Genomic DNA, 23,785 nt, shown 5'->3' with positions numbered 1-23,785 from the left:
GAAGGCTCATCGCAGGAAGGCCGCGGCCACGCCGGCGTCCACGGGGATGTGGAGCCCCGTGGTGTGGGAGAGCTCGCTGCCTGTGAGCACGGCGGCGGCGTTGGCCACGTTTTCGGGCAGCACTTCGCGCTTGAGCAGGGTGCGCTGGGCGTAGTACTTGCCCAGTTCCTCTTCCTGCACGCCGTAGACGGCGGCGCGCTTGGCGCCCCAGCCGCCGGCGAAGATCCCGGAGCCGCGGACCACGCCGTCGGGGTTGATGCCGTTGACCCGGATCCCGTACTCGCCCAGTTCCGCGGCGAGGAGCCTGACCTGGTGGGCCTGGTCTGCCTTGGTGGCGGAGTAGGCGATGTTGTTCGGGCCGGCGAACACGGAGTTCTTGGAGGAGATGTAGATGATGTCCCCGCCCATCTCCTGGCCGATCATCACCTGTGCGGCCGCCTTGGCCACCAGGAACGAGCCCTTGGCCATGACGTTGTGCTGGAGGTCCCAGTCCTTTTCAGTGGTTTCCAGCAGCGGCTTGGAGATGGAGAGCCCGGCGTTGTTGACCACCAGGTCCAGTCCGCCGAAGGCCAGGACGGCTTCCTGGATGGCGGCGGCGATCTGGGCTTCGTCGGTGACGTCGGCCTGGACCCCGATCGCGACGTCGGCGCCGCCGAGTTCCGCGGCCACGGCCCGGGCGTTGTCCAGGTTCAGGTCCGCGATGACCACGCACGCGCCGTCGGCGGCGAAGCGGGTGGCGATCGCCTTGCCGATGCCCGACGCCGCCCCGGTCACCAAGGCGATCCGGCCGGCATGGGATTTCGGCTTGGGCATCCGGGCCAGTTTGGCCTCCTCCAGGGCCCAGTATTCGATCCGGAACTTCTCGGCTTCCTCGATCGGGGCATAGCTGGAGACGGCTTCGGCGCCGCGCATGACGTTGATGGCGTTGAGGTAGAACTCCCCCGCCACCCGGGCGGTCTGCTTGTTCGCGCCGAAGGAGAACATGCCCACGCCGGGCACCAGCACGATCGCCGGGTCCGCGCCGCGCAGGGCGGGGCTGTCCGGGGTTGCGTGCCGGTCGTAGTACCCCTGGTAGTCCTCGCGGTAGGCGGTGTGGAGTTCTTTCAGCCGGGCCACGGAGTCCTGGACCGGGGCGTCGGCGGGCAGGTCCAGGACCAGCGGCTTGACCTTGGTGCGCAGGAAGTGGTCCGGGCAGGACGTGCCCAGGGCCCCGAGCCGCGGGTGTTCGGCGCTTTCCAGGAACGCCAGGACGGCGGGGTCGTCGCTGAAGTGCCCCAGCTGCGGCTTGTCGGTGGAGGCGAGGCCGCGGATCACGGGGGCCAGGGCGGCGGCCTTCGCGCGGCGCTCGGTTTCCGGGAGGGCGGCGTAGCCGGCCAGCTTGGGACCGAACGGTTCGTTCTTGCCGTGGTCCTTGATGTACTGCTCGGCCTGTTCGATGATCCACAGCGAGTTGGCCTCGGCTTCCTCGCTGGTGGCGCCCCAGGCGGTGATGCCGTGGCCGCCCAGGATGGTGCCGACGGCCTGCGGGTTGGCGTCCTTGATCGCGGCGATGTCCAGGCCGAGCTGGAAGCCGGGGCGCCGCCACGGCACCCAGGCCACTTTCTCGCCGAAGATCTCCTTGGTCAGGGCCTCGCCGTCGGCGGCCGTGGCGATGGCGATCCCGGAGTCCGGGTGCAGGTGGTCCACGTGAGCGGCATCGACCAGGCCATGCATGGCGGTATCGATCGACGGCGCGGCGCCGCCCTTACCGTGCAAGCAGTAATCGAACGCGGCGACCATTTCGTCTTCACGCTCGACGCCGGGGTACACGTTCCTGAGCGCCTGCAGCCGGTCCAGCCGCAGCACGGCAAGGCCCTCGGCCTTCAGCGTGCCCAGATCCCCGCCGGAGCCCTTGACCCACAGGAGCTCGACGTCGTCGCCGGTCACGGGGTCCTTTTCGGTGCCCTTGGCGGAGGTGTTGCCGCCGGCGAAGTTGGTGTTCCGCTTGTCCGCGCCGAGGCGGTTGGAACGGGAGATCAGTTCTTCAACAGTCTTGTTCTCAGTCATAACTCTTAAGCGCCCCATCCGGCCTGGTGGCCGCCGACGCGGTCCTCGTTGATCTTCTTCTGGTAACCGCTGGCCTTGAAGGCGGCCATCGGGTCCGCGGGCAGGCCGCGGGATTCACGCCAATGCGCCAGCGCGGGGCGGACATCGGTGTAAAAGGCATCGTTGAAGATGCCGTTGGCGGCCAGGACGTCGCCGCTGCGCTGGGCCTCGGCCAGCGCGTCGGTGTCGATCAGCAGGGCGCGGGCGGTCATTTCCTGGACATTGAGCACGGACCGGATCTGGCCCGGGATCTTTTCCTCCAGGTTGTGGCACTGGTCCAGCATCAGGGCGACGGCTGAATTCTCTCCTGCGGACTTGCCGAACCCGCCGCCGCGGATGACCTCGTGCATGATGCGGAAGAGCTGGAAGGGATCCGCCGCACCGACGATCAGGTCATCGTCCGCGTAGAAGCGGGAGTTGAAGTCGAAGGAGCCGAGCTTGCCCAGGCGCAGCAGCTGCATGACGATGAACTCGATGTTGGTGCCGGGGGCGTGGTGGCCGGTGTCGAGGCAGACGAAGGCTTTCTCGCCTAGGGCCAGGGTCTGGGCGTAGGAGGTACCCCAGTCCGGAACGTCGGTGTGGTAGAAAGCCGGCTCGAAGAACTTGTACTCCAGCACCAGGCGCTGCTCGCCGCCCAGGGCCGCGTAGATTTCCTGCAGCGACTCGGCGAGACGGTCCTGCCGGCCGCGCATGTCGTCCTGGCCCGGGTAGTTGGTGCCGTCCGCGAGCCAGATCTTCAGATCCCGCGAGCCCGTGGCGTTCATGATCTCCAGGCACTCGAGGTGGTGGTCGATCGCGCGGCGGCGGACCGCAGGGTTCGAGGAGGTCAGGGAACCAAACTTGTACTCGTTGTCCTGGAAGGTGTTGGAGTTAATGGTGCCGAGTCCCACGCCGAGCTCCGCCGCGAACTCCTTCAGGGCCGCGTAATCATCCACCTTGTCCCAGGGGATGTGCAGCGCCACGGTGGGCGCGAGTCCGGTGAGTTCGTGGACCTTCGCGGCGTCGGCCAGCTTCTCGTGGACCGTGCGCGGGGTGCCGGGCGTGCCGAACACCTTGAAGCGGGTGCCGGAGTTGCCGTAGGCCCAGGACGGGACCTCGATGGCGAGTTCCCCGAGGCGGCCCAGGGCCGTTTCTGTGGTGTTCATGGTTGTTCCTTCTGCGGTTGGTGGTTGTCCCCGGCGGCGTTGGCCGCGGACAACTGGTCCTCGAGATTGAAGATTTCGGTGAGCTGGAGGAAGCCTTGGTCCGGCGCTCCGGCGAGGTCGTCGAAGAAGCCGGCCATCTCGGCCTGCCAGCGGGCGTTGACGTCAGTGGCTGCCATCCGGGCCTGGGCTTCGGTCAGGCTGTCCGTTTCGAAGTAGCCGATCAGGAGCCCATCGGGCCGGAGGAAGAGTGAGTAGTTGTTCCAGCCCGAGGCCTTGAGGGCCCGGAGCATCTCTGGCCAGACGGCGGCGTGCCGGCGGGTGTATTCCCCGATCAGCGCGGGCTTGACCTGGAGCTGGAAGCAGACGCGTTGCGTGCTCATGAGAGCACCACGTGGCGGTGTTCGATGCCCAGCAGGGATGCGGCGGCCTTGATGTCGGCGGCGCGGTGGCCGACGCACAGGGCCCAGTGGTGGCCGATTCCGGTCTGGCTCCAGACGTCCACCCAGAGCCCGGGATCCCCGCCGAAGTCCACCCGGGAGGTCGTGTTGCCGATCTGCAGGAGCGGGCCGGGAACCACCTCGCCCTCGGAGGTGACGAACACGTAGCTTCCGTCCGGGTCCTGGCCGAGGCCGAAGGTGGTGACGGGACCGTGGCGAACATCGAATTCGACCGAGACGCCCCAGCCGCGTTTGCCGTGGTAGATGCCGAGCCCGCGCAGGAGCGGGTCCTGGGCGGACACGGCCAGGTGGGCCGGACCGTCGTGTCCCATTTCGACCACGTTGTCGAGGAAGTTCAGGGCCTGGATCTCGGTAAATGATCCCCCGGCGCCGATCGCCTGGGCCGCCAGCATGGCGATGGAGGTCCGCAGCTCGAACTCGCCGGCCATCGGGATGCCCCGGGCCGTCAGGATGGAGGAGCCCAGGATCATCCCGGCGCCGAGCCGTTCGTGCTGTTCGCCGGCCAGTCCGCGGTGATAGTAGGCCACGGAGTCCAGGTCAAAGTCCTCCACAAGGCGGTCCAGGCCGACGGACACCTTCGCGCCCCACGCGAAGTCGTCGTCGTTCACGGAGTCATCCACAACGAAGAGTTCGCGGGCGAGCCCGAGCCGTTCGGTCACCTCCGCCTCCGTGACGGCGTTGACCCGTTCGCGGAGGTCATCGAATTCCAGCACCTCCACGTGGGAGCCGAAGGTGGTGGACACGGTGGTGAGGTCGGTGGCGACATCGAGCATGCCCGGATAGAGGTGGCCCATGAGTCCGTGCCGGGCATTGCGGAGCCGGGCGCGGACGCCGGCGGCGTGCACCCACGCGGTGATCCGCTCCCAGGCGGACTCCTGCTTGAGGTGCCCCGAGACTGAGCGGAAGTCGATTCCGGCCCGGCGGAAGACGTTGGCGACCTCCGGCACCGGGCACTGGCCGCAGTAGGCCAGCCACTTGCCGGTGTCAAAGTTGGCGTGGTCCATCGCTTCGGTTGGCTGCAGGTCGATCACCAGGACGGGGGTTTTCGCGCGCTGGGCGATGGGCAGGACCATGGAGGACGTCAGGTACGTGGTGAGGAAGATGACGATGAGGTCGCAGTCGGCGACGCGGAGTTTTTCGCCGGCCACGGCGGCTTCCTGCGCGTCGGAGATGAAGCCGGTGTCGATGACGTCGGCGTCGAGTTCCTGGAAGCGGCCGGTGACGTAGCGGACGGACTCCCGCAGCTGCGGCAGCAGTTCCGGGAACTGGGGCCAGTACGCGCCGAGGCCGCCGGAGACCAGCCCGATGCGGGTGGGGCGGCGCCGATGCGGTTGCAGCAGCCGGTCTGCCGGTTGTTTCTGGTTCATGTGGGGGCCTTCCGGCATGAAAAAGGGGAACTGGGGCTCCGGAACGTGGTTTCCGGGCACGGCTGTGGAGCAGGCGCCGTGGGCCCGGTGCTGTGGCACCGGTGAAGCGGAACGGAGTGAAGTGGTGAGGTGCCGGGCGGGCTGTCGGCGGCCCGCCCGGCCGCTCGGGATGGGTCAGGTAAGGATTAGAAGTTGTACTTGTCGATGTTCTCGGCGTTGAAGACCGTCGGCGGGCCGACGATCACCAGGCCGCCCTTTTCGACCTTGCGTTCGCCCAGTTCGCCGGCGGTGAAGGTATCCCCTTCGGCGCCGGTGATCTTGCCGTCCTTGAGGGCCTTGCCGGCGAACGCCGCAACGTAGCCGAGCTGTGCCGGATCCCAGAGGGCGAACTCCTTGACGGTGCCGTCCTTCACGAAGGGCCGCATTTCATTCGGCAGTCCGAGCCCGGTGAGGGCAACCTTGCCCTTGTAGGCGGACGTTGAGAGGTACCGGGCGGTAGCGGCGATGCCCACTGTGGTGGGCGAGATGATGCCCTTCAGGTTCGGGTGGGCCTGCATGAGGCCCTGGGCTTCCTGGAAGGACTTGGTGTCGTTGTCATCGCCGTAGACCTTGGCCACAAGCTTGATGTCCTTGTACGCGGGGTTGGAGGCGAGCTCCTCCTCCATGTACTTAATCCACTCGTTCTGGTTGGTGGCGTTGGCGGTGGCGGACAGGATGGCGATCTCGCCGCTGCCGCCGATCTGCTCGGAAATCAGCTTGGTCTGGATCAAGGCAACGTCCTTGGCGACGACCTGGCTGATGAAGATGTCGCGGCAGTCGGGATTGGTATCCGAGTCGAACGCGACGATCTTGGCGCCGGCGGAACGGGCTTCGCCGAGGGCCGTGCAGACGGCGTCGGGGTCATTGGCGGCAATCGCGATGACGTTCGTGCCGGCCTGAGTCTCGGCGTTGATGAACGAAACCTGGCTGGAGGCGGAGGCTTCCAGCGGTCCGACGACCTGCGAGGAAGCGAATCCTGCCTCGGTGGCGCCCTTCTTGCCGCCGCCCAGAACAACGTCCGTGTACGGGTTGTTCAGCTGCTTGGGGATGAAGGTGATCTTCTGGTCCCCGCCGCCTGCCGAGGGGCTGCTGGTGTCGGTCGAGGATGCAGAGCCGCTGTTGCAGGCTGTCAGCGCCAGTGCGGCCACGGCGGTGATGGCCACCATGCTTCCCAGTCGGCCGGTCCGGCCCTTGTTCTTGCGGTTCAACATCATTGTTCTTCCCTTTTCCTTCGTGCGGTCGGTACAGCCGGTCCCAGGCGGGCGCGGTTTGTTGTGGTGTGCAGATTTCAGGTGGCCTTGCGGGTGAAACTTCGGCGGACGCGGCGGGTGTGTCGCCATTGCCTGATGGCGGAGCCGATGCTCGGCGCCACCACTGAGAGGATCAGCAGCAGTCCGGTCACCGTGATGAGGACGACGTCGGACACCCGGGCCAGGCGGAGGGCGTAGTTGAGCGTGCCGATCAGCAGGACGCCGGCGATGACGCCGGGGATGGAGCCCTTGCCGCCGAAGATCGACACGCCGCCGAGCAGGACGGCAGCGATGACGGCCAGTTCCAGGCCGGAGGCGTTGTCGCTGCGGGCGCTTGTGTAGCGCAGCGTCCAGTAGATGCCGGCGAGAGCCGAAACGGCGCCGGACCCGACGTAGAGCCAGAACTTGCTGCGGGCGACGTTGATCCCGACGAAGCTGGCGGCTTCCTTGCTGTAGCCCATCGCATAGAGGCCGCGTCCGAACGGTGTGAAGTGCAGCAGCACGCCGAAGAAGACCATCACCACGACGACGCCGATCATCACCGTGGGGATGCCGGTGCCGCCGATTTTGGAGGTGAAGAAGGCGGTCAGCGCCTTGGGGAAGTTGGCCACGGCGTTGTCGCCGATGATGACCAGGGCCAGACCGCGGAACAACGCCAGGGTGCCGATGGTGACCGCCAGGGAGGGCAGTCCGAGGACCGCGATCAGGAAGCCATTGAACATGCCGGCGGCAATTCCTGCCAGCAGGCTGATTGCCAGGGCCAGCCAGATGTCCGTCCCGCCGGCCCAGAGGACGCCCATCAGGGCGCTGGTCAGGCCGGCGGTGCTGGCCACGGACAAGTCGATGTCGCCCGTGATGATGATCAGTGTCATCGGCATGGCAATCAGCAGGACCGGGATGACGTCCAGGAGCAGGAAGCCGGTGGTGACCGGCGAGGCGAAGCGCGGGATGGCGATGGCGGCGTAGATCAGGAAAGCAATCAGGGCGTAGATGGTGACGGCGTCACGGCCCATCAGGATCCGCGCGGCGCCGGTCCGGCCCTTCGGTTCGCTGGCCAGTGGCTTGGTGTTGTCAGCCACGGGAGCCGGCGCCGTGCTGGTGGTGGACGTGGTTTCAGACATTGCGAGCCTCGCTAATCCGCAGTTTCTTGGCTGTGCGCAGGCTGGCCACGCGGTCGATGATGATGGCGGTGAGGATCAGCACGCCGACGATCGCCTGCTGCCAGAATTTGTCCACCCGCAGGGCGGTCAGGGAGCTGGTGATGGTGGTCAGGAGGACGGCGCCGAGCGCGGCCCCAGTCACCGATCCGCTGCCGCCGAAGATGGCCACACCACCGACGACGGCGGCCGCCACCACGGTCAGTTCCATCCCGGTGCCGGTGGTGGCGCCGACGGAGTTGAAGCGGCTGGCGTAAAGCACACCGGCCAGGCCGGCGAGCGCGCCGTTGGCCAGGAACGCGAGGAACACGCGCTTGGAGACCTTGATGCCGAACGCGGTGGCCGCGTCCGGGTCCGAGCCGATGGCGTACAGGTCACGGCCCGGGCGGGTGCCGGACATGTAGATGGCGACGGCGATCACGACGACGATGGCCAGCAGCGTGATGACGGGGAACCCCAGAAAGGTGTTCACCGAGAGGGCGCCGAACTCCTCCGGACGGTCGCCGGCGAAGTACTGCTTGCCGCCGGCCCAGGCGTTGTTCAGGCCGCGGTACACGTAGAGCGTCCCGAGGGTGATGACCAGGGCGGGCACTTTGGCCAGCGTGACCAGGGCGCCGTTGACGGCGCCCAGCAGCGCCCCGAAGGCCATGCCGATCACAAAGACTGCGATGATCGGCACGTCGGGCATGGCCGAGAAGAGGGAGCCGGTGCCGAAGGCGACCAGCCCCAGCATGGAGCCGACGGAAAGGTCGATGTTCCTGGTGATGATCAGCAGGGTCTGCCCCACCGCCAGAATCATGATGATCGTGGCGTTGAGCAGCAGGTCCTTCACGCCCTGCGCGGTGAGGAACAGCGGGTTGATCAGGTAGGTGACGAGTACCAGCAGTGCCAGCGCGATCAGCACGGGGAGTTCGCGCATCCGCAGCAGCGAGGCGACGGCGCCCCGGGCGCCGGCGTCGGGTGCCGGCGTCGTTGCGTTCTTGTGGTCCAGAGCTGAGCTCACAGGGTTCCTCCTGCGGAAGACGTGGCGGCGTGCATGACCGATTCGGGGTTCGCATCGGCACGGTCGAGTTCGGCGGTGATCCGGCCTTCGCGCATGACCAGGACGCGGTCCGCCATGCCGAGGACCTCGGGCAGTTCGGAGGAGATCATCAGGATCGCGATCCCGCGCCCGGCGAGGTCCGAAATGAGCCGGTGGACCTCGCTCTTGGTGCCGACGTCGATGCCGCGGGTGGGCTCGTCGATGATCAGCAGCCGCGGGTCCGTGGCCAGCCACTTGGCGAGCACCACCTTTTGCTGGTTGCCGCCGGAGAGCGTGGAGACGGCGTACTCCTGCGAGCCGGTCTTGACCTGGAGCCGTTTGCTCCATTCCTGGGCCGCGCGCCGCTCGGCGCCCCCGTTAATCAGGCCCGCCGTCGTGTACTTGTTGCGCAGCGTGAGCGTGACGTTCCGGGCCACGGACAGGTCCATCACGAGGCCCTGCTTGCGGCGGTCCTCCGGCACGAAGCCCATGCCGGCGGTGATGGTCACCTGGGGATTCCGCGGCCTGAGCTTGCGTCCGTCGAAGGTAATATCGCCGGCGTCGTAGGGGTCGATGCCGAATACGGCACGGGCCACCTCGGTGCGGCCGGCGCCGACGAGGCCGGCCAAGGCAACAATTTCCCCGGCGCGGACCTCGAAGCTGATATCGCGGAACACCCCGGCGCGGCTGAGGCCGTCCACTTTCAGGACCACGTCGCCGATCTCGGCCGGGGTCTTGGGGAACAGGGCGCCAATGTCGCGGCCCACCATCTCGCGAACGATCTGCTCGACGGTGACGTCGGCCGTGCGGTGGGTGGAGATATACCGGCCGTCCCGCATCACGGTGATGCGGTCGCACAGGTCAAAGACCTCGTCGAAACGGTGCGAAATGAAGAGGATGCCGGTCCCGCGGTCCCGGAGGCTCCGGGCCACGGAGAACAGCCGTTCGACCTCGACGCCGCTGAGGGCTGCCGTGGGCTCGTCCATTACCAGGACTTTGGCGTCCAGCGAAATGGCCTTGGCGATTTCAATGATTTGCTGGTCCGCGATGGACAGGCCTTCGGCGATGCGGGTCGGGTCGATCGGAACGCCAAGCCGCTCGAACAGCTTGCGCGCCTCCCTGACCATGGTCGCTTTGCTGATGAGCCCGAAGCGGCCCTTGGGCTGGCGGCCGATGAAAATGTTCTCCGCGACACTCAGGTCCGGGAAGAGCGTGGGTTCCTGATAGATGACCGAGATTCCGGCGTCCTTGCTCTCGGCAACATTGCGGAACTGGACGCTCTGGCCTGCCACCTGGAAGTCGCCGGAATCGGGGTGGTGCAGGCCTGCGAGGATTTTCACCAGCGTGGACTTGCCGGCGCCGTTCTCGCCGACGAGTGCGTGGATTTCGCCAGCCTCGATGTGGATGGTGCCGTCGGCCAGGGCGACCACCGGGCCAAAGGTCTTGGCTGCGTGGGAGAGCGAGAGAACCGGAACCTGCTCCCCCTCAGCGGGGCCGGACCGGGAACTGTGTGTCTGCTGCATAAAATTGACCGCACCTTTGGGGCTTAGTGAACACTGCAATGAATCGTTTCATAACGAGTTGTGATTTGAATCATAAGGTCTTCGAATCAACACGTCAACTGACCTCAGGGATTCGAGACGCCGCTTTTGATTCGTTTCAATGAAAGGGTTCAAAGTGGACCCCGGGCGGGTATCCTGAAGTGACTATTTTGCGTACGCGCCGCCTGGCCCCAAAGGCTGCGGCGTCCACCTTCAGGAGCACAGGAAATGGTTTCAGCGAGCGTCAAGGACGTCGCGGCACTGGCCGGCGTCTCGGTGGGGACGGTCTCCAATGTGCTGAACCGGCCGCAGAAGGTTTCCGCGGAAGTTACCCTGAGGGTCCAGTCCGCCATCGACAAGCTCGGCTTCGTCCGGAACGACGCCGCGCGCCAGTTGCGCGCGGGCATGAGCCACAGCATCGGCCTGGTGGTCCTGGATGCTGCGAACCCCTTCTTCTCGGATCTGGCCCGGGGCGCGGAGGACCGCGCCGCCGCGGAGAACTTCACCGTCCTCGTCGGCAACAGCAACGAGGACGAGGGCCGGGAATCCGCGTATCTGGACCTCTTTGAGCAGCAGCGCGTGCGGGGCGTGCTGCTGTCCCCGGTAGGAAATGTGATCCCCCGGTTGGAGCAGCTCCGGCGCCGGGGCATCCCGACAGTGCTCGTGGACAGGCAGACAGAGAACACGAGCTTCTCCTCGGTGGCCGTGGACGACCTGGCGGGCGGGGAGATGGCTGCGGCCCACCTGTTGTCGCTGGGCAGGCGGCGCATCGCGTTTATCGGCGGCCCGGCAAGCATCCGGCAGGTGGCGGACCGTTTGGCAGGGGCGCGGAAGGCCATCGACGCCGTGGCGGGTGCAACGCTCGAGGTCATCGCCACGGAATCTCTGACCGTGCTTTCGGGCAGGGCGGCCGGCGAGTCCATCCGGTCCCGGCCCGAAGCCGAACGCCCGGATGCGATCTTTGCAGCCAACGACCTGCTTGCCGTGGGTGCCCTGCAGGGCCTGATGCTCATGGGCGGCGTCAAAGTGCCGCAGGAGATCGCCCTGATCGGCTACGACGACATAGAGTTCGCCGCCGCCGCCGTCGTGCCGCTGTCCTCCATCCGGCAGCCCAGCGCCCTCATCGGCTCCACCGCACTGGAACTGTTGCTCCGGGAGGCGGCATCGGAGGACGGCTTTGCACCCACCCAGGTGGTCTTTCCGCCCGAATTGATAGTGAGGGCATCCACGCAGGGCTGAAAGGAGGCTCCGATGGGCAGCACAGATTATGAGTTCCGGACCGTCTGGCGCGTGGCGGGCACGCCGGAGGAGGTCGCGGCGGTCTTGGGCGACGCCACGGCCCTGCCCCGGTGGTGGCCTTCCGTCTATCTCAGCATCGAGCCCGTGGCCGGCGGACCGGAGCCCGGGCCCGGCATTCCGCGCCCCACGCGCCTGTACACGAAGGGCTGGCTGCCCTATACGCTCCGCTGGACCCTCACGGTTACGGAGCCCGTCACGGCCCGCGGCTTCGCCCTCACCGCGGCAGGCGATCTGAACGGCACCGGCCGCTGGACCTTTGAAGAGGATGGGCCGGAAACGGTCATCACCTACGACTGGCGCGTCAGCGCCGCCAAGCCCCTGCTGCGGCGGCTGAGCTGGCTGCTGAAGCCGGCCTTCGCCGCCAACCACCGCTGGGCGATGGCCCGTGGCCAGGAGAGCCTCGCCCTGGAACTGCGCCGGCGCCGCGCGGCAGCGGGGGGCACCTCGGGGCGCACGGCGGCCGCGGCAGCGGCTGTCCCGCCGCCCCCTCCGCCCACCTTTGCCTGGCTGACCCGCCGCCGCGCAGCCCGCACGGACACGTAGACGGCCGCCTAGCGCCCGGAGTTCTACCGGGGGCTCCGGCCCTGGACTTCCGTCCCTGGACTTGTGCACAACAGTAAGACAGTGTCTCATTCACTTGACCATTGAGGCGGAAGGCCATTCCACGGTTAGCTGGGTCACATCCTCGTTTCCCCGTGACCGTTCAGGACTCCTCATGACCTTGCAGAAAAACCGGCCTTCCGGCAGCGCCGCCCATTGGGACGACGTCGAGATCGGCGACGCCGTCCACCTCCACCGCGGCGGCCGCCTTGAGCACGCGGGCCTGGTCGACAACCGCACGCCCGACGGCGATGTCGTATGGGTGCTCTCCGACGGCGGGCACCGGCAGCTGTTCCACGTTGCCGACGGCTTTGAACTGAGCGTGGCAGACCCCGGAGGCGCTGGCCATGCTGGCAACTGACCGGCCTACGGCGCTGGCACGGCAGCCGGAAATCCTGTCCGGGTCCGCGGCCGGGACGGACCCCTGGGCCGCTTCCTGCCCCGACGACTGCCACTACTGCTCGGGGCCCGAGACCGACTAGGGCAGCTGCTCGCCGGCTCCGGGAAGCAGCACGCGGCGCAGTTGACCTCGGCCGATGCCGGGAAATCACAATCCGGACATCAATCGGGCTCCGTCGCAGTGGCATCGTTGACTAAGGCAACGGCGGGGATAATGGTTGAGCCATGAGGTCTCAGCGAATGAAGCACGCACTGGTTGTGACAACGGCTGCCGCGGCGGCCCTCCTCTTCAGCGGCTGCGGGGGCAGCTCGACGCAGGCCCAGTCGGCCGCGTCCCCGCCCAGCCCGTCTGCCACGGAGACCAGCCAGCCGCCGGCGACGTCCGCCGCCGCGCCGGAATCCTCTGCCGCCGCCGCACCGTCCACCGCCAAGGCAGGCCCCCAGCTGTGCAAGGCCGCAAGCCTGACCGGCACCACCGATGCCACCGGCGGCGGCGCGGCCGGCAGCATCTACATGCAGCTGATCCTGACCAACTCCGGCACCGAACCGTGCCTGCTGAAGGGCTTCGCGGGCGTCTCCCTCACAGCAGGGGCCGACGGTGAGCCGATCGGCGCCGCCGCCACCCGCGACGACTCGGGCCCGGTCACCGACGTCACGCTTGCCCCGGGCAAGGCCGGCACAGCCACCCTGCGCTACACCCAGGCCGCCAACTACCCGGACTGCACCAAGACACCGGCGGCAGGATTCCGGGTCTACCCGCCCAACGACACCGCGTCGCTGTTCATTCCGCAGCAACTGGACGCCTGCACCAACACGGAGATCAACCTGCTGACCATCGGTGCCTTCCAGCCCAAGTAACACCCGTCCCCCGCGTCTCTGATCCAGCGCGTCTGCGCTCCGCCCGTCCCGGGTCACCTGGCCGCCGCGTTACCCGGCAGGCGCCACGATGGGACCCGCCGCCCCATGATGGGGCCCGGCCAATAGTGTCGGCGGGGTAGGGCATGATGGAGGAATGAAGGGGCAGGAGCTCGCCGGCGGCACACTCGCGGCCGACGCCATGGACCGGTTCAGCCGGCCGACCCGGGACTGGTTCCTGGGCGCTTTTTCCGCGCCCACCCCGGCCCAGAACGGCGCCTGGAATGCCATCTCCTCCGGTGCGCACGCCCTCGTCGTCGCACCCACCGGCTCCGGCAAGACGCTCGCCGCGTTCCTCTGGGCCCTGGACCGGTTGCTCGTCTCCGCGCCCGCGGAGCCCGAAACCCTCCCCGGAGTGGACCCGGCGGCCAAGGGCGGGCGCCGGAAGCCTGCCCGAGGCAAGGCGCCCCAGCGCAAGACCCGTGTGCTGTACATATCCCCGCTCAAGGCTCTCGGCGTCGACGTCGAACGCAACCTCCGCGCGCCGCTGATCGGCATCACGCAGACCGCCAAACGCCTGGACCTCCCGGCCCCGCTCATTACCGTGGGTGTCCGGTCCGGGGATACGACGGCGTCGGACCGCCGCTCGCTGCTCAGCCACCCGCCCGATATCCTCATCACCACCCCGGAATCGCTCTTCCTGATGCTGACGTCCAAGGCCCGCGAAACCCTCAGCGAGGTGGACACGATCATTGTCGACGAGGTCCACGCCGTCGCCGGCACCAAGCGCGGGGCGCATCTGGCGGTGTCGCTGGAACGGCTGGACGCGCTGCTGCCCAAGCCCGCGCAGCGGATCGGGCTGTCGGCCACCGTGGAACCCAAGGAGCTGGTGGCGCAGTTCCTCGCCGGCTCGGCGCCGGTGGAAATTGTCGCCCCTCCGTCACGGAAGAACTGGGACCTGACCGTCTCCGTCCCGGTGGAGGACATGTCCGATCTCCAGGGCGCCGCCGGGGCCTTCGACTCCGGTCCGGCCTCCGGGCTGCAGCCCCAGGCCTCCATCTGGCCGCATGTGGAGGAAAAGATCGTGGACCTGGTGCTCGCCAACCAGTCCACCATCGTGTTTGCGAACTCCCGCCGCCTCGCCGAACGGCTGACCGCCCGGCTCAACGAGATCTACGCCGAACGCCAGCTCCTGGCAGCCGGCGGCGGCTGGACAGACTTTGGCGCCGGCGCCCCGGACTTCGACGCCGTGCCGAATGACGTGCCGCGGGGCGTGCCGAGTCCAGTGCCGTCCGGCGGCGCCGCCGCGCAGCCCACGTCCACCGCCACACCGGCCCACATGATGGCCCAGGCCGGGAGCACCGCCGGCGCCGATCCCGTGCTGGCCCGCGCCCACCACGGCTCCGTGTCCAAGGACCAGCGCGCCCTGATCGAGGATGACCTGAAATCCGGTCGGCTGCGCTGCGTTGTGGCCACGTCCTCACTCGAGCTCGGCATCGACATGGGTGCCGTGGACCTGGTGGTGCAGGTCGAGTCGCCGCCCTCCGTGGCCAGCGGCCTGCAGCGGGTGGGCCGCGCCGGCCACCAGGTCGGCGAAGTCTCCCAGGGTGTCCTGTTCCCGAAGCACCGGGCAGACCTGGTCCACACGGCCATCACCGTGGAGCGGATGCTCGCGGGCAAGATCGAGCGGCTGAGCGTGCCGGCCAACCCGCTGGACATCCTGGCCCAGCAGACGGTCGCCGCCACGGCCCTCGGTGCCATCGACGTGGAGGACTGGTTCAGCACGGTCCGGCGGTCGGCGCCGTTCGCCTCGCTCCCCCGCTCCGCGTTCGAGGCCACCCTGGACCTCCTGGCCGGACGGTACCCCTCGGACGAGTTCGCCGAACTGCGCCCCCGGGTGATCTGGGACCGGAACGCCGGGACCATCGAGGGAAGGCCCGGCGCGCAGCGGCTCGCCGTCACTTCCGGCGGCACCATCCCGGACCGCGGGCTGTTCGGCGTCTACATCATCGGCACCGAAGTCGAGGGCACCGGCGGTAGCGGCTCCTCCGGCGGCGCCGGTGCGGACGGCAGGGCAGCCAGCCCGGCCGCCGCCGCGGCCAAGGGCGGGCGCCGGGTGGGCGAACTCGATGAGGAAATGGTCTATGAGTCCCGGGTTGGCGACGTCTTCGCCCTCGGCGCCACCAGCTGGAAGATCGAGGACATCACGCACGACCGCGTCCTGGTCTCGCCGGCGTTCGGCCAGCCCGGCAAGCTCCCCTTCTGGAAGGGCGACTCCCTGGGCCGGCCGGTGGACCTGGGCCGCGCCCTCGGCGCATTCATGCGCGAACTGGCGGCGTCCGACGTCGGGCCGGCCACCGAGCGGTGCAAGGCCAGCGGACTGGACGATTACGCCGCGAACAACCTGATCCAGTACCTCGCCGAACAACGGCTCGCCACCGAGGTGGTCCCCAGCGACACGACCCTAGTGGTCGAACGCTTCCACGACGAGCTCGGCGACTGGCGCGTGGTGCTGCACAGCCCCTTCGGCATGCCCGTGCACGCACCGTGGGCCCTGGCCGTGGGCCAGCGCCTGCAGCAGCGCTACGGGATGGACGGCTCGGCCATGGCCGCCGACGACGGCATCGTGCTGCGCGTGCCCATGATGGAGGATGAGCCGCCGGGCGCCGAGTTGTTCCTGTTTGACCCGGAGGAAATCGAGCAGATGGTGACGGCGGAGGTCGGCGGGAGCGCCCTGTTCGCCTCCCGGTTCCGCGAGTGCGCGGCCCGCGCGTTGCTCCTGCCCCGGCAGAATCCCGGCAAGCGGCAGCCCTTGTGGCAGCAGCGGCAGCGTTCGGCGCAGCTGCTGGATGTTGCCCGGAAGTACCCGACGTTCCCGATTGTCCTCGAGACGGTCCGCGAGTGCCTGCAGGATGTCTACGACCTTCCGGCGCTGAAGGACATCGCCGCGTCGGTCGAGCGCCGCGAGCTCAGGATCGTCCAGACCACCACCCAGCAGCCCTCCCCGTTCGCGAAGTCCTTGCTCTTTGGCTACGTGGCCCAGTTCCTCTACGAAGGCGACTCCCCGCTGGCGGAGCGCCGGGCCGCCGCCCTGGCCCTCGATTCCACCCTGCTCAACGAGCTCATGGGCCGCGTGGAGCTGCGCGAACTGCTGGATGCGAAGGTCATCGAGGCCACCGAGCGCGAACTGCAGCGGCTGGCCCGCGACCGCCAGGTGCGCGGGCTGGAGGGCGTCGCGGACCTCCTGCGCCTCCTCGGTCCGCTCTCGCCGGACGAGGTCGCCGCCCGGCTGGAGCCGGTCACGGCCCCAGCCCAGGGAAGCGAGGCTGCCGGGACCGCACCGGCGGCTGAGCCTGTCGAAGGCCTGCCGGCTGAGCTAGCCGAAACCCCGGAGGTGCTGCCAGCCGAAAGCCCGGCGACGGAGGCCGACGCCGCCGCCCACCTCACGGGCCTGCAGCGTGCCAACCGTGCCATCAAGGTCAACATCGGCGGAGTCGAGCGCTTTGCGGCGGTCGAGGATGCCGCCCGGCTTCGGGATGCCCTCGGCGTGCCGCTGCCCATGGGTGTGCCGCTGGCCTTCATCGAGCCGGTCGCTGACCCCCTCGGCGACCTCGTCTCGCGCTACGCCCGCACGCACGGGCCCTTCACCGCCGCCGAGGCCGCGGCGCGGCTGGGACTGGGCGTCGCCGTCGTCGGCACGGCGCTGAAGCGGCTGGCCGCGGACGGGCGCGTGGTGGAAGGAGAGTTCCGCCCGCACGCTGCGCCGCCGGCGGTCACGTCGGCCAGCACGGCAGCCGGCGGTGAAGAATCCGGGGTTGAGGGTTCCGGCGTGGATGGATCCGGCGAGGAGGCGTTCCAGCCCACTGTTGTGCCTCCCCTTTTGCCTCCGGCCAATGTGAGTGAATGGTGCGACGCCGAGGTCCTCCGCAGGCTGCGCCGCCGTTCCCTCGCCGCGCTCCGCGCCGAAGTCGAGCCGGTGGACGCCGCCGCCTACGGCCGGTTCCTGCCCGCCTGGCAGAACGTGCGGACCCCGGGCGGCCGCGGGCAGTCGGCGCTCCGCGGCCTGGACGGCATCATCACGGCCATCGACCAGCTCTCCGGCGTGCCCATTCCGGCCTCGGCATGGGAGCCGCTTGTCCTGGCCGGCCGCGTCTCCAACTACCAGCCGGCCATGCTGGACGAGCTCATGGCCGCCGGCGAGGTCCTCTGGTCCGGTGCCGGCTCGCTGCCGGGCAACGACGGCTGGGTGAGCCTGCACCTCGCCGATTCGGCTGAACTGACGCTGAACCCGTCCATCGACTTCGAACCCGGCGACGCGCAGCGACGGCTCCTCGAACACCTGCAGAACAACGGCGGCGGCTACTTCTTCCGGCAGCTGACCGAGGTTGCCGGCGGCATGGATTCGGTGCTCAGCGACCAGGACGTGGTGGCAGCACTCTGGGATCTCGCTTGGGCGGGCCGGATTACCGGCGACACGTTCGCCCCCGTCAGGGCCCTGATCGCCGGCGGGCACACCGCGCACCGGCAGGTGGGGCGCGCCCCGCGGGCCCGCGCGCCGCGGCTCAGCCGGCTCGGACGGGCGCACGGCACCGGCCTGCTCGGATCGCCGGGACTCACCGGCGGCCGGTACGGATCCGTGACCGGCACCGCGCCCGCTCCCCCGCTCGCCGCAGGACGCTGGTCCGCGCTGCCCTCACCGGAGCTCGATCCCACCATCCATGCGCGGGCCACCGCGGAGCTGCTGCTGGACCGCTACGGCGTGGTCACCCGCGGCTCGGTCATGGCAGAAAACATCCTCGGCGGCTTCGGCCTCATGTACAAGGTCCTGGCCCGGCTCGAGGAAGCCGGACGCTGCCGCCGCGGCTACTTCATCGAACACCTCGGTGCGGCGCAGTTCGCCGTCCCCGCCACGGTGGACCGGCTGCGGTCCTACGTCGAGGACGCCGAACTGCACAAGGCAGAACCGGTGGCCCTGGCCCTCGCCGCGACCGACCCTGCCAACCCGTACGGCGCCGCGCTGCCATGGCCCGCGCTCAACGTCGACGCCGGCACCGGCCACCGCCCGGGCAGGAAGGCCGGCGCCCTCGTGGTCCTGGTCGACGGCGCCCTGGCGCTGTACGTCGAGCGCGGCGGCAAGACCCTGCTCGCGTTCAGCGACGACCCCGACGTCCTGGCCGCGGCCGGCACGGCCCTGGTGGGTGTGGTGACCCGAGGCGCGGTGGACAAGCTGATCATGGAAAAGGTCAACGGCCACGGCATCCTGGACACCCCGGTGGCGGCCGCCCTCGCCCACGCCGGGGCCTATTCCACCCCCAAGGGACTGAGGATCCGTGCCTGAGGGCGATTCGGTCTTCCGCGCCGCCGCGCAGCTGCACGCAGCCCTGGCCGGGAAGGAACTGGTCTCCTCCGACTTCCGGGTCCCGCGCTTCGCCACCCTCAAGCTCGGCGGCTGGACCGTCGCCGAGGTGGTGCCCCGCGGCAAGCACCTGCTGATGCGCGTCCAGGGCCCGACGCCCACAGACCGGCTCACCATCCATTCGCACCTGAAGATGGAGGGCAGCTGGCAGGTCTACCCGCCCGGGGGCCGCTGGCGGAAGCCCGGCTTCACGGCCCGCTGCGTGCTGCGGACCGCCACGGCCGACGCCGTCGGGTTCTCCCTGGGCATCCTTGAGGTGGTCCGGACCGACCAGGAGGACACCATCGTGGGGCACCTCGGCCCGGACCTGCTGGGCCCGGACTGGGACGCGGCCGAGGCCGAACACCGGCTGCTCACAGCCCCGGACGTACCGATCGGCGTCGCCCTGCTGGACCAGAGCAAGCTGGCGGGGATCGGAAACATCTACCGGTGCGAGGCCTGCTTCCTCGCGGGCGTCCATCCGGCGTCGCCCGTCTCGGCAGTGCCGGACCTTCCCGCCATCATCACCGACGCCCAGGTCCTGCTCTCCGCCAACCTCGGGCCGGGCCGACGGACCACCGTCCTGAACGCCCGGGGCGTGCCGGTGGGCCGCACCGCCGGGCGTCCCGGCTACTGGGTCTACCGGCGCGAGCACCAGCCGTGCCTCAAATGCGGCACTCCGATCCGCCGCGGCGTCCTGGGCAAGGAGAACGGCGCCGGCACTGTCACCGAGGAACGGGACATCTACTACTGCCCCACCTGCCAGCCCCTGCCGGGCCCCGGATCAGAGGGCGCCGGCTGACGGGGCCCGCGGGAATCAACCCGCGGGAATCAATCGGCCGGCCCTCTGCCCGCCGCCACAGGGACCGCCGCCACAGGAACTGCCGTCCCGGCAACGGCGGCTTCCGCTTCAGTTCCGGCCGTTTCAGCTCCGGCCGCGTCAGTTCCGGCCGCTTCAGTTCCGGCCGCCGGGACCGGACGCGCTTCCGGAACGGTGAACCGCGGCAGCAGCAACTGCACCAGGGGGCCAATGGCCAGCGCGTACAGCACCGTGCCCACACCGACCGAGCCGCCCAGCAGCCAGCCCGCGCCAAGGACCACCACTTCAATGCCGGTGCGGCACACCCGGACCGGCCAGCCCGTCCGCCGGGCGAGGCCCGTCATGAGCCCGTCCCGTGCGCCCGGGCCCAGGCGGGCGCCGATGTAGCAGGCGGAGGCGACGCCATTGAGCAGCACCGCCCCGACGAGCAGGCAGATCTGGCCGCCCAGATGCGAAAACTGTGGAATCAGGGCCAGCCCGATGTCCGCGAAGACCCCCACCAGCACGGCGTTGCACAGGGTTCCGACGCCGGGCCATTGCCGGAGCGGGATCCACAGCAGCAGCACCAGGAAGCTGACAACAACCACCACCGTGCCGAGGCTGAGCCCGGTCCTGGCCGCCAGCCCCTGGTGGAGCACGTCCCACGGCGCCGTGCCGAGGCTGGCGCGGATGACCATGGCGAGGGAAATGCCGTAAAGAGCGAGGCCGAGGAGGAGCTGGAGGAGTCTGCGGGTCAACATGGTCTCCATCCTCCACGAAAACTGGCCTTGCATTCCATATCCAGTTTGAGATACTGGCTCTATGTCCGTCTCTTTGACTCCGGGGTCGCTGGTCCGCCTGCTGGGCGAGTGGAACGTCGGCGCCGCCCCCGCTTACCGCGAGCTGGGCGACGTCGTCCGCCTGCTCATCCTCGACGGCCGTGTGGCCCTGGACGTCGCCCTGCCGAGCGAGCGCTCGCTGGCAGCGGCCCTTGGCATCAGCCGCACCACGGTGACCGCGGCTTACGCCCTGCTGCGCGAGCAGGGTTTCCTCAGCAGCGGCCAGGGCAGCCGGAGCCGGAGCTGCATCCCGAGCCAGGGGCCCTTGCATGCCGGCGGCCACGACGGAGCCCTGCGGCTGAGCGGCGCGCCCGGCCTGGCGGTACCGGACGGGATCCTGGACCTGGCTTACGCCTCCCTGCCGGCCAGCGGCGAAGTGGTGCACCGGGCCTTTGCCGCGGCCCTGACCGAATTGCCGGCCCTGCTGCCGGGCTTCGGCTATGACGCCCTGGGCGTGGGCCCGCTCCGGGAAGCCATTGCGGCCCGGTACACCGCCGCCGGGGTCCCGACAACGGCCGCGCAGGTCCTGGTCACCTCCGGCGCCCAGCACGCGCTGAACATTGTGCTCCGCACATTGGCCGGGCGGTCCGGGACCAAGGTGCTGGTGGAGCATCCGAGCTACCCGAACGCCCTCGACGCGATCCGGGCTGCGGGCTGCCGACCGGTCCCGGTGGCCATGCCTGCCGCGGCCCCCGGCGGCACAGGCCATAACGGTGGAGTCCCCGGCGGCCGGGGCCACAGCGCAGGCGGTAACGGCCCCGCCCACAACGGCCTTGCCCACAGCGGCGCAGGCGGCTGGGACCTCGAGGCCATGGAAACGGCGCTGCTCCAGCAGCGGCCCGCGATGGCGTACGTGGTGCCGGACTTCCACAACCCCACCGGCCGGCTGATGCCCGATTCCCAGCGGCGCCGGCTCGTGAAGGCGGCCGCGGCGTCGGGCACTGTGCTGGTGGTGGACGAGACGCTGCGGGAGTTGAACCTCGACGGCGCCGCGTCGACCCCCATGGCCGCTTTCAGCCCGGCGGTGGTCTCCCTCGGTTCCCTCAGCAAGTCGCACTGGGCTGGGCTGCGCACCGGCTGGATCCGCGCCAGCGAGCCCCTCATCCGGCGCTTCGCCGCTGCCCGCACCACCCTGGACCTGGGCGGGCCGGTGGTGGAGCAGCTGGCCGGGGCGCATCTGGTCAACGCCATGACGGAGCCGCTCCCCGACAGGCTGTCCGCGCTGCGCGAGAACCGGGACACACTGGTGGAACTGATTCGGGAGCACCTGCCGGGCTGGGAGCCCGAGTGGCCCGACGGCGGCCTGTCCGTCTGGTGCCGACTCCCGGCGCCGATCAGCACGGCATTGGCGGTGCTGGCCCCCGACGTCGGGATCCGGCTCGCCGCCGGACCCCGGTTCGGCGTCGGCGGCGCGTTTGAGCAGTACTTGCGGTTGCCGTTCACCCTGCCACCGGAGCAGCTGGAGACGGCCGTACTGGCATTGCGTTCGGCGCAGGACCGGCTGGAGGCCTCCCCACAACTGCGACGCAACCTGTCGTCCCCGCCGGCCGCGGCCATCGCCTGAATTCTGGGGCGCTTGCAGGCCTGCCCTGCGACGCCCGTTCATTCCTGCGCCCCGAGGTCGCCGGAAACGTCCGAAGTCGCCGGACCATTCCGGCGACTTCGGCCCGTTCCCGGCGAACTCGAACGTTCAGGGCATCGCCAGGCAGGATGCCCGTCGCGGGATCAGGCGTAGACCTTCGCCAGGAACCCGGTCCAGGCTTGGGCCGTCGCCCCGGCGTCCCCGCTGCCGCTGAAGTCGTGCACGGTCATGCCCACCGGCGCGCCGAACGCGTTGCGCCCGAAGAAGCGGTACATCGTGTCCGCGGTCCGCAGGCCGAGGAAGTTCTCGTTGGCGAAGTCGATCTCGCCGGCCAGCGGCCCTACGCCGTCGAGCTCCAGTTCCACCGTCTCCCCCGGAGCGGCAGTGTCGACGCCGAGGGCCCGCTTGAGCCGGTCGAAGCCGTCCGGGGTCTGCGAAGCGGCGGGTGCCTGGATGTCTGTGAAGACCACGGGCTTGCCGTCGAAGTACTTCAGGTACTGGCCCAGGGTGTGCAGATAGAACGCCGTGTGCTTGCTGGCGCCGTCATACTGCTCATCCCAGTTGTCCGCAAAGATGCCACTGTGCACGTAGTGCAGCCGGGCCTGGCCACCGTCGAGCGGTTCCAGGACGTGCTCCAGCTGGTTGAACCAGCCATCCGGACCGTCCATCCGGGACACCAGATGGGAGGGGTATTCGTCCACGGTCCGGACCGCCGGCCATTGGTCTGTGGGGAACATCCATGCCGGGGTGTCCTTGGTGACGGCCTCCCACACCCGCTCAGGGGTACCGGGCAGTTCGGTGTCGTAGACGATTTCGAATTTCCGTTGGTCAGTCATTGTCCTGCTCCTTGGCTTGTGGGTTTGTTTGTGGGGTTGCTGTTTGTAGGGTTGCTGTTTGTGGGGTTGCTTTTTGTGGGTCTGCGTGCGCTGCCTTCGGCTGCGGCGACTTGAGCGCCGGGTGCAGCGCGACGACCAGCCGGTGCTTGCGTCCCTCCGGCCGGCGACCTGCCTGGGAACCTGCCTGCGGATCTGCCGGGGAACCTGAGGGGAGGTCACCGCCGTCGTGGTATTTGTCCACGAGCCTGGTCACGGCGACGCCGAGCTCCTCGGCGAAGGCCGCCCGGTCCGCCGCCGAACGGAAGGTAATCTCGCCGTCGATGGCAAAGGTGGCGAGTTTCTGCCGGGCTGCGGCCGCCCCGGCGATCAGCTGCCCCATCTCCTGGACCATGCGGGCAGCGAGTGCCAGCAGCCAGAAAGCGGAAAAGCGGTCCGAGAACCGGTGGGGGTCCGGCGCCACCGAGGCCAGCGCCGCCGGCGAAATCAAGTACGACGCCGCCGTCGCCCGCAGGATGCGTTCGGTCACGTTGCCGCGCCGCCGCTCCTCGACGAGCTCGACGAGCCCATGCCGCTCGAGCGCCTTGAGGTGGTAGTTCACCTTCTGCCGCGGCAGGCCCACCTTCGCGGCGAGCTGCGTCGCAGATCCGGGCTCGGCCAGCTCGCGCAGGATCCGCGTCCGGATCGGGTCCAGCGAGGCCTCCGCCGCGGCCGGATCCTCAATCACTCCGATGTCCAACATGCTTCCAGTCTGCCCGCCGACAATTTTATTTGTCAAGAACTTTTTTCTCGTCGGTGCTCGTGCTGCGGGCAGCGGCGCATGGCGAGTTCGCCGGAAGCATCCGAGGTCGCCGGACCTTTCCGGCGACCTGGCACGGGTCCGGCGAACTGGAGCTTAGGGCGGCCGGCGGGAGAGGACGGCGGGCGGGCGGGGAGGCGAGGGACATGGACGCGGCAGCGCGCAGGGCGTGACGGGCACAGGGCGGCGGCGCATCGCGAGGTCGCCGGAAGCGTCCGCGGTCGCCGGACCTTTCCGGCGACCTGGCACGGGTCCGGCGAACTGGAGCACGCGGGGCGGCGGGGCGGGGCTCGGGCGAACTGGGGCCGGGACGGGGTCGCGG

General features: G+C 69.2%; 19 protein-coding genes. 8 read left to right on the top strand and 11 right to left on the bottom strand.

The features are described from left to right. Positions 1-6: 6 nt before the first annotated feature. From ARTB_RS20595 to ARTB_RS20560, 8 genes are all read right to left on the bottom strand, one after another. Entirely contained in the window at positions 7-2,046 is a 2,040-nt protein-coding gene (locus tag ARTB_RS20595) for a bifunctional aldolase/short-chain dehydrogenase (protein WP_243182162.1), read from the bottom strand. A gap of 5 nt (positions 2,047-2,051) precedes the next feature. Then, positions 2,052-3,230 (bottom strand): L-rhamnose isomerase, encoded by a 1,179-nt coding sequence (rhaI, locus tag ARTB_RS20590; RefSeq protein ID WP_243182161.1) that lies wholly within the window; start codon positions 3,228-3,230, stop codon positions 2,052-2,054. Continuing rightward, positions 3,227-3,610, bottom strand: coding sequence for an L-rhamnose mutarotase (locus ARTB_RS20585; RefSeq protein WP_243182160.1), 384 nt, complete (start codon positions 3,608-3,610; stop codon positions 3,227-3,229). The genes rhaI and ARTB_RS20585 overlap by 4 nt, the downstream gene beginning before the upstream one ends. Next, positions 3,607-5,055, bottom strand: a complete 1,449-nt coding sequence (locus tag ARTB_RS20580) for an L-fucose/L-arabinose isomerase family protein (RefSeq protein ID WP_243182159.1) — start codon at positions 5,053-5,055, stop codon at positions 3,607-3,609. Before ARTB_RS20580 ends, ARTB_RS20585 begins: the two co-directional genes overlap by 4 nt. Positions 5,056-5,240: 185 nt before the next feature. After that, positions 5,241-6,308, bottom strand: coding sequence for a rhamnose ABC transporter substrate-binding protein (rhaS, locus tag ARTB_RS20575; protein WP_084476154.1), 1,068 nt, complete (start codon positions 6,306-6,308; stop codon positions 5,241-5,243). Positions 6,309-6,382: 74 nt separating this feature from the next. Next, complete coding sequence (locus tag ARTB_RS20570; RefSeq protein ID WP_243182158.1) at positions 6,383-7,465, bottom strand: ABC transporter permease; 1,083 nt, start codon at positions 7,463-7,465, stop codon at positions 6,383-6,385. Beyond that, positions 7,458-8,504 carry an ABC transporter permease gene (locus ARTB_RS20565; protein WP_243182157.1) on the bottom strand — a complete coding sequence of 349 codons (1,047 nt, stop codon included), beginning with the start codon at positions 8,502-8,504 and terminating at the stop codon, positions 7,458-7,460. Before ARTB_RS20565 ends, ARTB_RS20570 begins: the two co-directional genes overlap by 8 nt. Next, positions 8,501-10,045, bottom strand: a complete 1,545-nt coding sequence (locus ARTB_RS20560) for a sugar ABC transporter ATP-binding protein (protein ID WP_243182156.1) — start codon at positions 10,043-10,045, stop codon at positions 8,501-8,503. The genes ARTB_RS20565 and ARTB_RS20560 overlap by 4 nt, the downstream gene beginning before the upstream one ends. Positions 10,046-10,291: 246 nt before the next feature. Here ARTB_RS20560 and ARTB_RS20555 point away from each other — a divergent pair, with 246 nt between their 5' ends. The 7 genes from ARTB_RS20555 (at position 10,292) to ARTB_RS20530 (ending at position 19,413) form a co-directional block, all read left to right on the top strand. Continuing rightward, the gene (locus tag ARTB_RS20555) at positions 10,292-11,302 is read left to right on the top strand and encodes a LacI family DNA-binding transcriptional regulator (RefSeq protein ID WP_028277166.1); all 1,011 of its coding nucleotides are present in this window, start codon (positions 10,292-10,294) and stop codon (positions 11,300-11,302) included. Positions 11,303-11,314: 12 nt separating this feature from the next. Beyond that, the gene (locus ARTB_RS20550) at positions 11,315-11,905 is read left to right on the top strand and encodes an SRPBCC family protein (RefSeq protein WP_243182155.1); all 591 of its coding nucleotides are present in this window, start codon (positions 11,315-11,317) and stop codon (positions 11,903-11,905) included. A gap of 172 nt (positions 11,906-12,077) precedes the next feature. Further along, positions 12,078-12,323, top strand: coding sequence for a hypothetical protein (locus tag ARTB_RS20545; protein ID WP_243182154.1), 246 nt, complete (start codon positions 12,078-12,080; stop codon positions 12,321-12,323). Beyond that, complete coding sequence (locus tag ARTB_RS21680; RefSeq protein WP_275450882.1) at positions 12,310-12,444, top strand: hypothetical protein; 135 nt, start codon at positions 12,310-12,312, stop codon at positions 12,442-12,444. Before ARTB_RS20545 ends, ARTB_RS21680 begins: the two co-directional genes overlap by 14 nt. A 157-nt stretch (positions 12,445-12,601) precedes the next feature. Beyond that, on the top strand, positions 12,602-13,219 hold the full coding sequence (locus ARTB_RS20540; RefSeq protein ID WP_243182153.1) for a DUF4232 domain-containing protein: 618 nt from the start codon (positions 12,602-12,604) through the stop codon (positions 13,217-13,219). A 154-nt stretch (positions 13,220-13,373) separates the two neighbouring features. Continuing rightward, the gene (locus ARTB_RS20535; RefSeq protein ID WP_243182152.1) at positions 13,374-18,554 is read left to right on the top strand and encodes an Lhr family ATP-dependent helicase; all 5,181 of its coding nucleotides are present in this window, start codon (positions 13,374-13,376) and stop codon (positions 18,552-18,554) included. Next, entirely contained in the window at positions 18,547-19,413 is an 867-nt protein-coding gene (locus ARTB_RS20530; protein ID WP_243182151.1) for a DNA-formamidopyrimidine glycosylase family protein, read from the top strand. The genes ARTB_RS20535 and ARTB_RS20530 overlap by 8 nt, the downstream gene beginning before the upstream one ends. Positions 19,414-19,442: 29 nt before the next feature. Here the strand turns inward: ARTB_RS20530 and yczE are convergent, their stop codons facing one another. Continuing rightward, a complete protein-coding gene (gene yczE / locus ARTB_RS20525; protein WP_243182150.1) occupies positions 19,443-20,171 on the bottom strand; it encodes a membrane protein YczE in 729 nt (242 codons plus the stop codon). A gap of 61 nt (positions 20,172-20,232) precedes the next feature. Between yczE and ARTB_RS20520 the strand changes: the two genes are divergently transcribed. After that, the gene (locus ARTB_RS20520) at positions 20,233-21,813 is read left to right on the top strand and encodes an aminotransferase-like domain-containing protein (RefSeq protein ID WP_243182149.1); all 1,581 of its coding nucleotides are present in this window, start codon (positions 20,233-20,235) and stop codon (positions 21,811-21,813) included. Positions 21,814-21,974: 161 nt separating this feature from the next. Here ARTB_RS20520 and ARTB_RS20515 read toward each other — a convergent pair whose 3' ends face one another. Both ARTB_RS20515 and ARTB_RS20510 read right to left on the bottom strand, forming a co-directional pair. Next, complete coding sequence (locus ARTB_RS20515; protein ID WP_243182148.1) at positions 21,975-22,667, bottom strand: SRPBCC family protein; 693 nt, start codon at positions 22,665-22,667, stop codon at positions 21,975-21,977. Further along, positions 22,660-23,406: a winged helix-turn-helix domain-containing protein gene (locus tag ARTB_RS20510; protein WP_243182147.1), complete on the bottom strand. Its 747-nt coding sequence runs from the start codon at positions 23,404-23,406 to the stop codon at positions 22,660-22,662. Before ARTB_RS20510 ends, ARTB_RS20515 begins: the two co-directional genes overlap by 8 nt. Between the last annotated feature and the right edge of the window lie 379 nt (positions 23,407-23,785).

Source organism: Arthrobacter humicola, assembly GCF_022803015.1.
Lineage (GTDB): Bacteria > Actinomycetota > Actinomycetes > Actinomycetales > Micrococcaceae > Arthrobacter > Arthrobacter humicola_A.
This window is presented reverse-complemented; position numbering and strand designations above follow the sequence as displayed.

Excerpts from the sequence above, each read along its gene's own strand:
- ARTB_RS20545 (WP_243182154.1), top strand. The coding sequence starts at position 12,078 with ATGACCTTGCAGAAAAACCGGCCTTCCGGCAGCGCCGCCCATTGGGAC.
- ARTB_RS20510 (WP_243182147.1), bottom strand. The coding sequence starts at position 23,406 with ATGTTGGACATCGGAGTGATTGAGGATCCGGCCGCGGCGGAGGCCTCG.
- ARTB_RS20515 (WP_243182148.1), bottom strand. The coding sequence starts at position 22,667 with ATGACTGACCAACGGAAATTCGAAATCGTCTACGACACCGAACTGCCC.
- rhaS (WP_084476154.1), bottom strand. The coding sequence starts at position 6,308 with ATGATGTTGAACCGCAAGAACAAGGGCCGGACCGGCCGACTGGGAAGC.
- ARTB_RS20540 (WP_243182153.1), top strand. The coding sequence starts at position 12,602 with ATGAAGCACGCACTGGTTGTGACAACGGCTGCCGCGGCGGCCCTCCTC.
- ARTB_RS21680 (WP_275450882.1), top strand. The coding sequence starts at position 12,310 with ATGCTGGCAACTGACCGGCCTACGGCGCTGGCACGGCAGCCGGAAATC.
- rhaI (WP_243182161.1), bottom strand. The coding sequence starts at position 3,230 with ATGAACACCACAGAAACGGCCCTGGGCCGCCTCGGGGAACTCGCCATC.
- ARTB_RS20595 (WP_243182162.1), bottom strand. The coding sequence starts at position 2,046 with ATGACTGAGAACAAGACTGTTGAAGAACTGATCTCCCGTTCCAACCGC.
- ARTB_RS20535 (WP_243182152.1), top strand. The coding sequence starts at position 13,374 with ATGAAGGGGCAGGAGCTCGCCGGCGGCACACTCGCGGCCGACGCCATG.
- ARTB_RS20520 (WP_243182149.1), top strand. The coding sequence starts at position 20,233 with ATGTCCGTCTCTTTGACTCCGGGGTCGCTGGTCCGCCTGCTGGGCGAG.
- ARTB_RS20550 (WP_243182155.1), top strand. The coding sequence starts at position 11,315 with ATGGGCAGCACAGATTATGAGTTCCGGACCGTCTGGCGCGTGGCGGGC.
- ARTB_RS20570 (WP_243182158.1), bottom strand. The coding sequence starts at position 7,465 with ATGTCTGAAACCACGTCCACCACCAGCACGGCGCCGGCTCCCGTGGCT.
- yczE (WP_243182150.1), bottom strand. The coding sequence starts at position 20,171 with ATGTTGACCCGCAGACTCCTCCAGCTCCTCCTCGGCCTCGCTCTTTAC.
- ARTB_RS20560 (WP_243182156.1), bottom strand. The coding sequence starts at position 10,045 with ATGCAGCAGACACACAGTTCCCGGTCCGGCCCCGCTGAGGGGGAGCAG.
- ARTB_RS20555 (WP_028277166.1), top strand. The coding sequence starts at position 10,292 with ATGGTTTCAGCGAGCGTCAAGGACGTCGCGGCACTGGCCGGCGTCTCG.
- ARTB_RS20585 (WP_243182160.1), bottom strand. The coding sequence starts at position 3,610 with ATGAGCACGCAACGCGTCTGCTTCCAGCTCCAGGTCAAGCCCGCGCTG.
- ARTB_RS20580 (WP_243182159.1), bottom strand. The coding sequence starts at position 5,055 with ATGAACCAGAAACAACCGGCAGACCGGCTGCTGCAACCGCATCGGCGC.